Source organism: Variovorax sp. 20P10.2.4, assembly GCF_058244205.1.
The window spans coordinates 1-6,181 of sequence record NZ_JBZAYE010000442.1 but is presented as its reverse complement, the minus strand read 5'-3'; the positions used below and the strand labels follow the sequence as shown (position 1 = coordinate 6,181).

The 6,181-nt window shown below is 71.4% G+C and carries 6 protein-coding genes; all 6 read left to right on the top strand.

The genetic code is table 11. The features are described 5' to 3' along the window. The coding region (locus AC27VN_RS29685) for a Bug family tripartite tricarboxylate transporter substrate binding protein (RefSeq protein WP_490878865.1) at positions 1-893 on the top strand (893 nt) is incomplete at its 5' end. A gap of 44 nt (positions 894-937) precedes the next feature. After that, positions 938-1,936 carry an HpcH/HpaI aldolase/citrate lyase family protein gene (locus AC27VN_RS29680; RefSeq protein WP_490878864.1) on the top strand — a complete coding sequence of 333 codons (999 nt, stop codon included), beginning with the start codon at positions 938-940 and terminating at the stop codon, positions 1,934-1,936. Between the two features lies 1 nt (position 1,937). After that, positions 1,938-3,146 (top strand): CaiB/BaiF CoA transferase family protein, encoded by a 1,209-nt coding sequence (locus AC27VN_RS29675; protein ID WP_490878863.1) that lies wholly within the window; start codon positions 1,938-1,940, stop codon positions 3,144-3,146. A gap of 31 nt (positions 3,147-3,177) precedes the next feature. Beyond that, a complete protein-coding gene (locus AC27VN_RS29670; protein WP_490878862.1) occupies positions 3,178-4,176 on the top strand; it encodes an HpcH/HpaI aldolase/citrate lyase family protein in 999 nt (332 codons plus the stop codon). A gap of 87 nt (positions 4,177-4,263) precedes the next feature. Beyond that, positions 4,264-5,112 (top strand): IclR family transcriptional regulator, encoded by an 849-nt coding sequence (locus tag AC27VN_RS29665; RefSeq protein WP_490878861.1) that lies wholly within the window; start codon positions 4,264-4,266, stop codon positions 5,110-5,112. Between the two features lie 115 nt (positions 5,113-5,227). Continuing rightward, positions 5,228-6,181, top strand: a 954-nt coding sequence (locus AC27VN_RS29660; protein WP_490878860.1) for an alpha-hydroxy acid oxidase, incomplete at its 3' end; no start/stop codon positions are given.

Below are 6,181 nucleotides of genomic sequence, written 5' to 3'. Positions count from 1 at the left end.
AGCCGGTGCGCATCCTCGTGCCCTACACCACGGGTCAGTCGGCCGACCTGTTCGGCCGCATGGTCGCGATCGAACTCGGCAAGCTGTGGCCGCAGCAGGTGTTCATCGACAACAAGGGCGGCGGCGCCAGCATCCCCGGCATGCTCGCGGGCCGCAATGCCGCGCCCGACGGCTACACGCTGACGGTCGGCGGCAGCGGGCCGATGGCGATCAACCCCGGGCTCTACGGCAAGAAGCTGCCCTACGACCCGCTGGCCGATTTCATTCCGGTGCACGGCCTGTTTCTCTCGCCGCTGGTGGTGCTCGCCAATCCCGCGGCCGGCATCGATTCGTTCAGGCAGCTGGTCGAGTCCGCGAAGCGCAAGCCCGGCACCGAGAAATGGGGCGTGGCCGGCCTGGGCACCTCGCCACACCTCGCGGGCGAACTGATCAAGGCCAAGGCGCAGATCGACGTGGTGGCCGTACCCTACCGCGGCAGCGGCGTGATGCTCAGCGACCTGCTGGGCGGACAGGTCACGCTGGGCGTGGACACGGTCTCGGCCGCCATCTCCTACGTGCGCAGCGGGCAGCTCAAGGCGCTCGCCGTCACCTCGGCCAAACGCGTGCCGCAGCTGCCCGACGTGCCGACCGTGGCCGAGAGCGGCTTCCCGGGCGTCGAGGCCGTCGGCTGGGCCGGCTTCCTGCTGCCGCTGCACACGCCGCCGGCCGTGGTCGCGGCCGCCGAGCAGGGCATCCACCGCGTGATGTCCGACCCCGCGATCCAGGAGGCGATGACGCAGCGCGGCGCGCTGCCCGACCTGCGCGGCGGCGGTGCCTTCGGCGCCTTTGTCAAGGCCGAGGTCCCGAAGTGGACCGAGCTGATCGTCGCCAACGGCATCAAGGTCAACCAGTAGGCCGGCCGCAATCCCACACTCTTTCATCCGCCACAGGAGCCTTCGTGTCCGCCACCCTCACCCCGCCGCGCCGCCAGCGCCTCCAACGTTCCGAACTCGCGGTGCCCGCCACCTCGGAACGCTTCTTCGCCAAGGCCTGCGCGAGCGATGCCGACGTCGTCTTCCTCGACCTCGAGGACGCGGTGGCCGACGCCTTCAAGGACCAGGCCCGGCGCCAGGCCGTCGAGGCCCTCAACGCGCTCGACTGGGGCCGCAAGAGCATGGCCGTGCGCATCAACGGCCTCGACACACCCTGGGCCCTGCGCGACCTGGTCGACATCGTGAGCGAGTGCCCGCGGCTGGACATGGTGCTGCTGCCCAAGGCCGGCACCGCCTTCGACGTGCAGTTCGTCGCGCAGGTGCTGACGGCCATCGAACGCGAGAAGGGGCGCGACAAGCGCGTGGGCATCGAGGTGCTGATCGAGACCTCGCAGGGCGTCGCGCATGCCGAGGAGATCGCCGCCTCGTCCGACCGGCTGGAGGCGATGATCTTCGGCGTCGGCGACTACACGGTCGACATGCGCACCAACGACTTCGTGTTCGGCACGCCGAGCGAGCGCTATGCGGTGCTCACCGCCCCCGACGCGCAGGGCGTTCGCCACCGGCACTGGAACGACCAGTGGCACTTCGCGCTCGCGCGCATCGCCAATGCCTGCCGCGCCTACGGCGTGCGCGCCATCGACGGGCCCTTCACCGACTTCGGCGATGCCGAGGGCTACCGCGCCTCGGCCACGCGCTCGGCGGCGCTGGGCTTCGAGGGCAAGTGGGCCATCCATCCCTCGCAGGTGGCGATCGCCAACGAGGTCTACTCGCCCTCGGCCGGACAACTGGCCTGGGCCGACAAGGTGCTCGGCACGCTCGAAGCGGCCGCCGCGCAGGGCAACGGGGCCATCGGCGAGAAGGGCGTGCTGATCGACCTGGCCCATGCCAAGCTCGCGCGCTCGCTGCAGCAGCGCCAGGCCACGATCGACCGGCACACGGGCGGCAACGCCGATCGGCGCTGAGATGGCAGAGGCTCCATCCGCCCCCCTGGCCGGCGTGCGCGTGCTCGACATCGCGACCTTCGTGGCCGCGCCCTTCAGCGGCACCATCCTCGCGGACTTCGGTGCCGACGTGATCAAGATCGAGCAGCCCGAGGGCGGCGATCCGCTGCGCAAGTTCGGCACGCCCACCGAATGCGGCGACACCCTGGTGTGGCTCAGCGAGGCGCGCAACAAGCGCTTCGTGACGCTGGACCTGCGCGTGCCCGAGGGCCGCGAACTGTTCCTCCGGCTGGTGGCGCAGTCCGACGCCGTGCTCGAGAACTTCCGCCCCGGCACCATGGAGCGCTGGGGCCTGAACTTCGAGACCTTGCGCAAGGCCAATCCGCGCATCGTGCTGCTGCGCGTGAGCGCCTACGGCCAGACCGGCCCCTACCGCGAGAAGCCCGGCTTCGCGCGCGTGGCGCACGGCTTCGGCGGGCTCTCGCACCTCGCGGGCATGAGCGACGGGCCGCCCGTGGTGCCGGGCTCGACCTCGCTGGCCGACTACATCTCGGGCCTGTGGGGCGCGCTCGGCGTGCTGCTGGCGCTGCGCGTCGCCGACCAGACCGGCGAGGGCCAGGTCATCGACGTCTCGCTCTACGAATCGATCTTCCGGCTGCTCGACGAACTGGTGCCGGCCTACGGCAAGTTCGGCGAGGTGCGGCAGCGGCTCGGCGCCGACGTGCCGCACGTGGTGCCGCATGGCCACTGGCAGACGGCCGAGGGCAAGTGGGTGGCGCTGGCCTGCTCGAGCGACAAGATCTTCGAGCGCCTGGCCCACCTGATGGAACGGCCCGAGCTCGTGGCGCCCGACCGCTTCGCGACCAATGCGCAGCGGCTCGCGGGTCGCGCCGAGATCAATGCCGCCATCGCCGGCTGGATCGGCCGGCTCGAGCTCGACGAGGCGGTGGCACGTTGCGACGCGGCCGGCGTGCCCTGCGGGCCGATCATGGCGATCGACGACATCTTCGCCGACCCGCAGTACGCGGCACGCGGCAACCTGCAGCGGGTGCAGGACCCGCGCGTGGGCGAGCTCGTGGTGCCGGCCGCCGTGCCGCGGATGTCGAAGACGCCGCCGCTGCTGCGCCACCTGGGCGGCGCGCTCGGCGCGCACACGCAGGAGGTGCTCGGCGAACTGCTGGGCCTCGATGCCGAAGCGCTGGCGCGGCTGCGTGCCGCGCATGCGCTGTGACCCGGTCTCCTTTCACTCACGACAAGCGCTCATGCATTCCACGCCCGTTCATCCCTCAGCCGCGCTGTTCTCCGGCGAGAAGCTCATTCCCGCCCTCGCGCCCTGCGAGCACTACGCGGGCAGCGAGAAGCTGATCCACAAGGCGCTGCAGCTGCAGTCCGAACTCGGCCCGGTCTTCGACCTGACCTGCGACTGCGAGGACGGCGCCGCGGCAGGCGAGGAGAAGGCGCACGCCGAGATGGCCGCGCGCGCCATCGCCTCGGACGCCAACCGCCACGGCCGGGTCGGCGCGCGCGTGCACGATGCCTCGTCGGCCTTCTGGCGCGCGGACGTCGACACGCTGGTCGGCGAAGCCGGCGACCGGCTGGCCTACCTCACGCTGCCCAAGGCGCAGCGCACCGCCGACGTCATCGCCATGCTCGAACACATCGAGCGGCGCCGCGCTGCGGCCGGTCTCGCGCGCGCCATCCCGGTCCATGTGCTGGTCGAGACCCATGGCGCGCTGCGCGACGTGTTCGAGATCGCGGCACTGCCGGGCCTGGAGGTGCTCGACTTCGGGCTGATGGATTTCGTCAGCGACCACCAGGGCGCGATCGGCTTCGAGGCCATGCGCAGCCCCGGCCAGTTCGAGCATCCGCTGCTGGTGCGCGCCAAGACGCGCATCGTGGCCGCGGCGCTCGCCAACGGCCTCGTGCCGGCGCACAACGTATCGCTGACGCTGCGCGATCCGCTGGCCACGCGCAACGACGCCTGTCGCGCGCGGCACGAGTTCGGCTTCCTGCGCATGTGGAGCGTGCATCCCGATCAGATCCGGCCGATCGTCGAAGCCATGGCGCCCGATGCGAGCCAGGCCGAGCGCGCCGGCGCGATCCTGCTGGCGGCGAGCGAGGCGCAGTGGGGGCCGATACGGCACGAGGGCGAACTGCATGACCGGGCCAGCTACCGCTACTTCTGGAGCGTGCTGCGCGCGGCCGAGGCCGCGGGCGTCGCGCTGCCCGCGCAGGTGCGCGAGCGCTTCTTCGCGGGCTGACGCGGCACGCGGCGAATAATCCGCGTCTTCGCCGCGATCGATGTCCAGCCCGGAACGCCGCGCAGGCGCATCGAAGGAACACGAGCGGTGAGAAGTTCGCGCAGCCCCCAGCCCTCCATCTCCCACGGCACGCAGAGCATCGAGCGCGCCCTGCGCATCCTGCGCGAGCTGGCCGCGCGCGGCGAGTTCGGCTGGCGGCTGTCGGACCTCGCGGCGCGCTGCGAGGTCGACAAGGGCACCGTGCACCGCGTGCTCTCGTGCCTGGTGCGCGAACGCTTCGTGCAGCAGCGCAGCACCGACAAGCACTACTTCCCCGGCCCGATGCTGTACGAGCTCGGCCTCTCGCTGCCCGGCTACGCGGCTTTCCAGCAGGCGTGCGAACGCCGCCTGGCGAAGCTGGCGGCGCAGACCGAGGCCATCGCCTGGCTGATCCTGCGCAGCGGCAACGAGTACGTCTGCGCGGTGCGCCAGGGCTCGCTCGAGCTGCGCGGCCTGATGGTGCATGCGGGCACGCGGCGGCCGCTGTTCACCTCGGTCGGCGGCGTCGCGATCCTGCAGACCCTGCCCTCGCTCGAGACCGAGAACATCCTCGCCGACAACATGCAGCAGGAGATCGCGCAGCGCGGCAGCGGCCGCCTCGACGCGCTCGAGAAGATGCGCGACCGCTCGCGGCGCCATGGCTTCGGCGTCAATCTCGGCGACGTGGTGACCGGCGTGCATGCCTTCGCGGTGCCGGTGTGTGCCGACAACGGGCGCGCGATGGCCGCGGTGTGCCTCACCGGGCTGGCCGAGCAGTTCGGCGAGCCGAGGCTGGCCGAAGTCCGCGCGGCGCTCGGCGAGGTGGCTGCGGCGGTGGAGCAGGATGCACGCGAATTGCTCGGCGGTGTCATGCACATGGGGCAGACGGGGCACACAGGCGCGGCCGCCGAGCCTTGAACACCGGCGCACCGCGCGACAAGTTCAAACTGTGAAACTCCGCTGCCCGGCCCTATGGGCAGCGAAAAGACCGCTCGATATTCTCGATCGCAGAGACAACTCACGACGAGAAACGATGAACGTAGACACCGCGGTCAACCTCGAGGACCTGCGCTCGATGGCACGGCGCAAGCTGCCGCGGATCGCCTTCGATTTCATCGATGGCGGCGTGGACGACGAGGACTGCATGCGGCGCAACCGCGAGGCCTTCCGCCGCTTCCAGCTGGTGCCGCGCTACCTCGTCGACGTGTCGCAACGCGACCAGTCCACCGAACTGCTGGGCCGGCGCCATGCGAGCCCCTTCGGCATCTCGCCCACGGGCCTGGCCGGGCTGTTCCATCCGGGTGCCGACGAACTGCTCGCGCAGGCCGCGCGCGCGGCCGACGTGCCCTTCCTGCTGTCGAGCGCGAGCAATGCCTCGGTCGAGGCGGTCGCGAAGCTCGCGCCCGAGCATGTCTGGTTCCAGATCTACGGCACGCGCGAGGAGCGCATCAACGCCGATCTCGTCGAGCGCGCACGCGATGCCGGCGTGCGCACGCTGGTGGTGTCGGTCGACGTGCCGGTGAACTCCAACCGCGAGCGCAACCGGCGCAACGGCTTCTCGCGCCCTTTCCGGATGACGCCCGGCGTGGTGCTCGAGGCGCTCGGCCATCCGGCCTGGGTGCTGCGCTACCTGCGCAGCGGCGGCATCCCGATGATGAGCAACTGGGCGCCCTATGGCCGCGCCGGCGCCTCCGCGTCCGAGGTCGCCGACCTCTACGGCACGCTGACACCGGCGCCCATGATCACGTGGCGCACGCTCGAGCGCATCCGCGCGGACTGGAGCGGCCCGCTCGCCGTGAAGGGCCTGCTGCATCCCGACGATGCGCGCCAGGCCGCGGCGCTCGGCGTCGATGCGATCGTGGTCTCGAACCATGGCGGGCGCCAGCTCGACGTGGCGCCCACGCCGCTCGAGATGCTGCCCGCGATCCGCGCGGCGGTCGGCGAGCGCGTGGAGCTGCTGCTCGACAGCGGCGTGCGCCGCGGTTCC

Coding starts and splice junctions, on each gene's coding strand:
- AC27VN_RS29675 (WP_490878863.1), top strand. CDS start 1,938: ATGGCAGAGGCTCCATCCGCCCCCCTGGCCGGCGTGCGCGTGCTCGAC.
- AC27VN_RS29670 (WP_490878862.1), top strand. CDS start 3,178: ATGCATTCCACGCCCGTTCATCCCTCAGCCGCGCTGTTCTCCGGCGAG.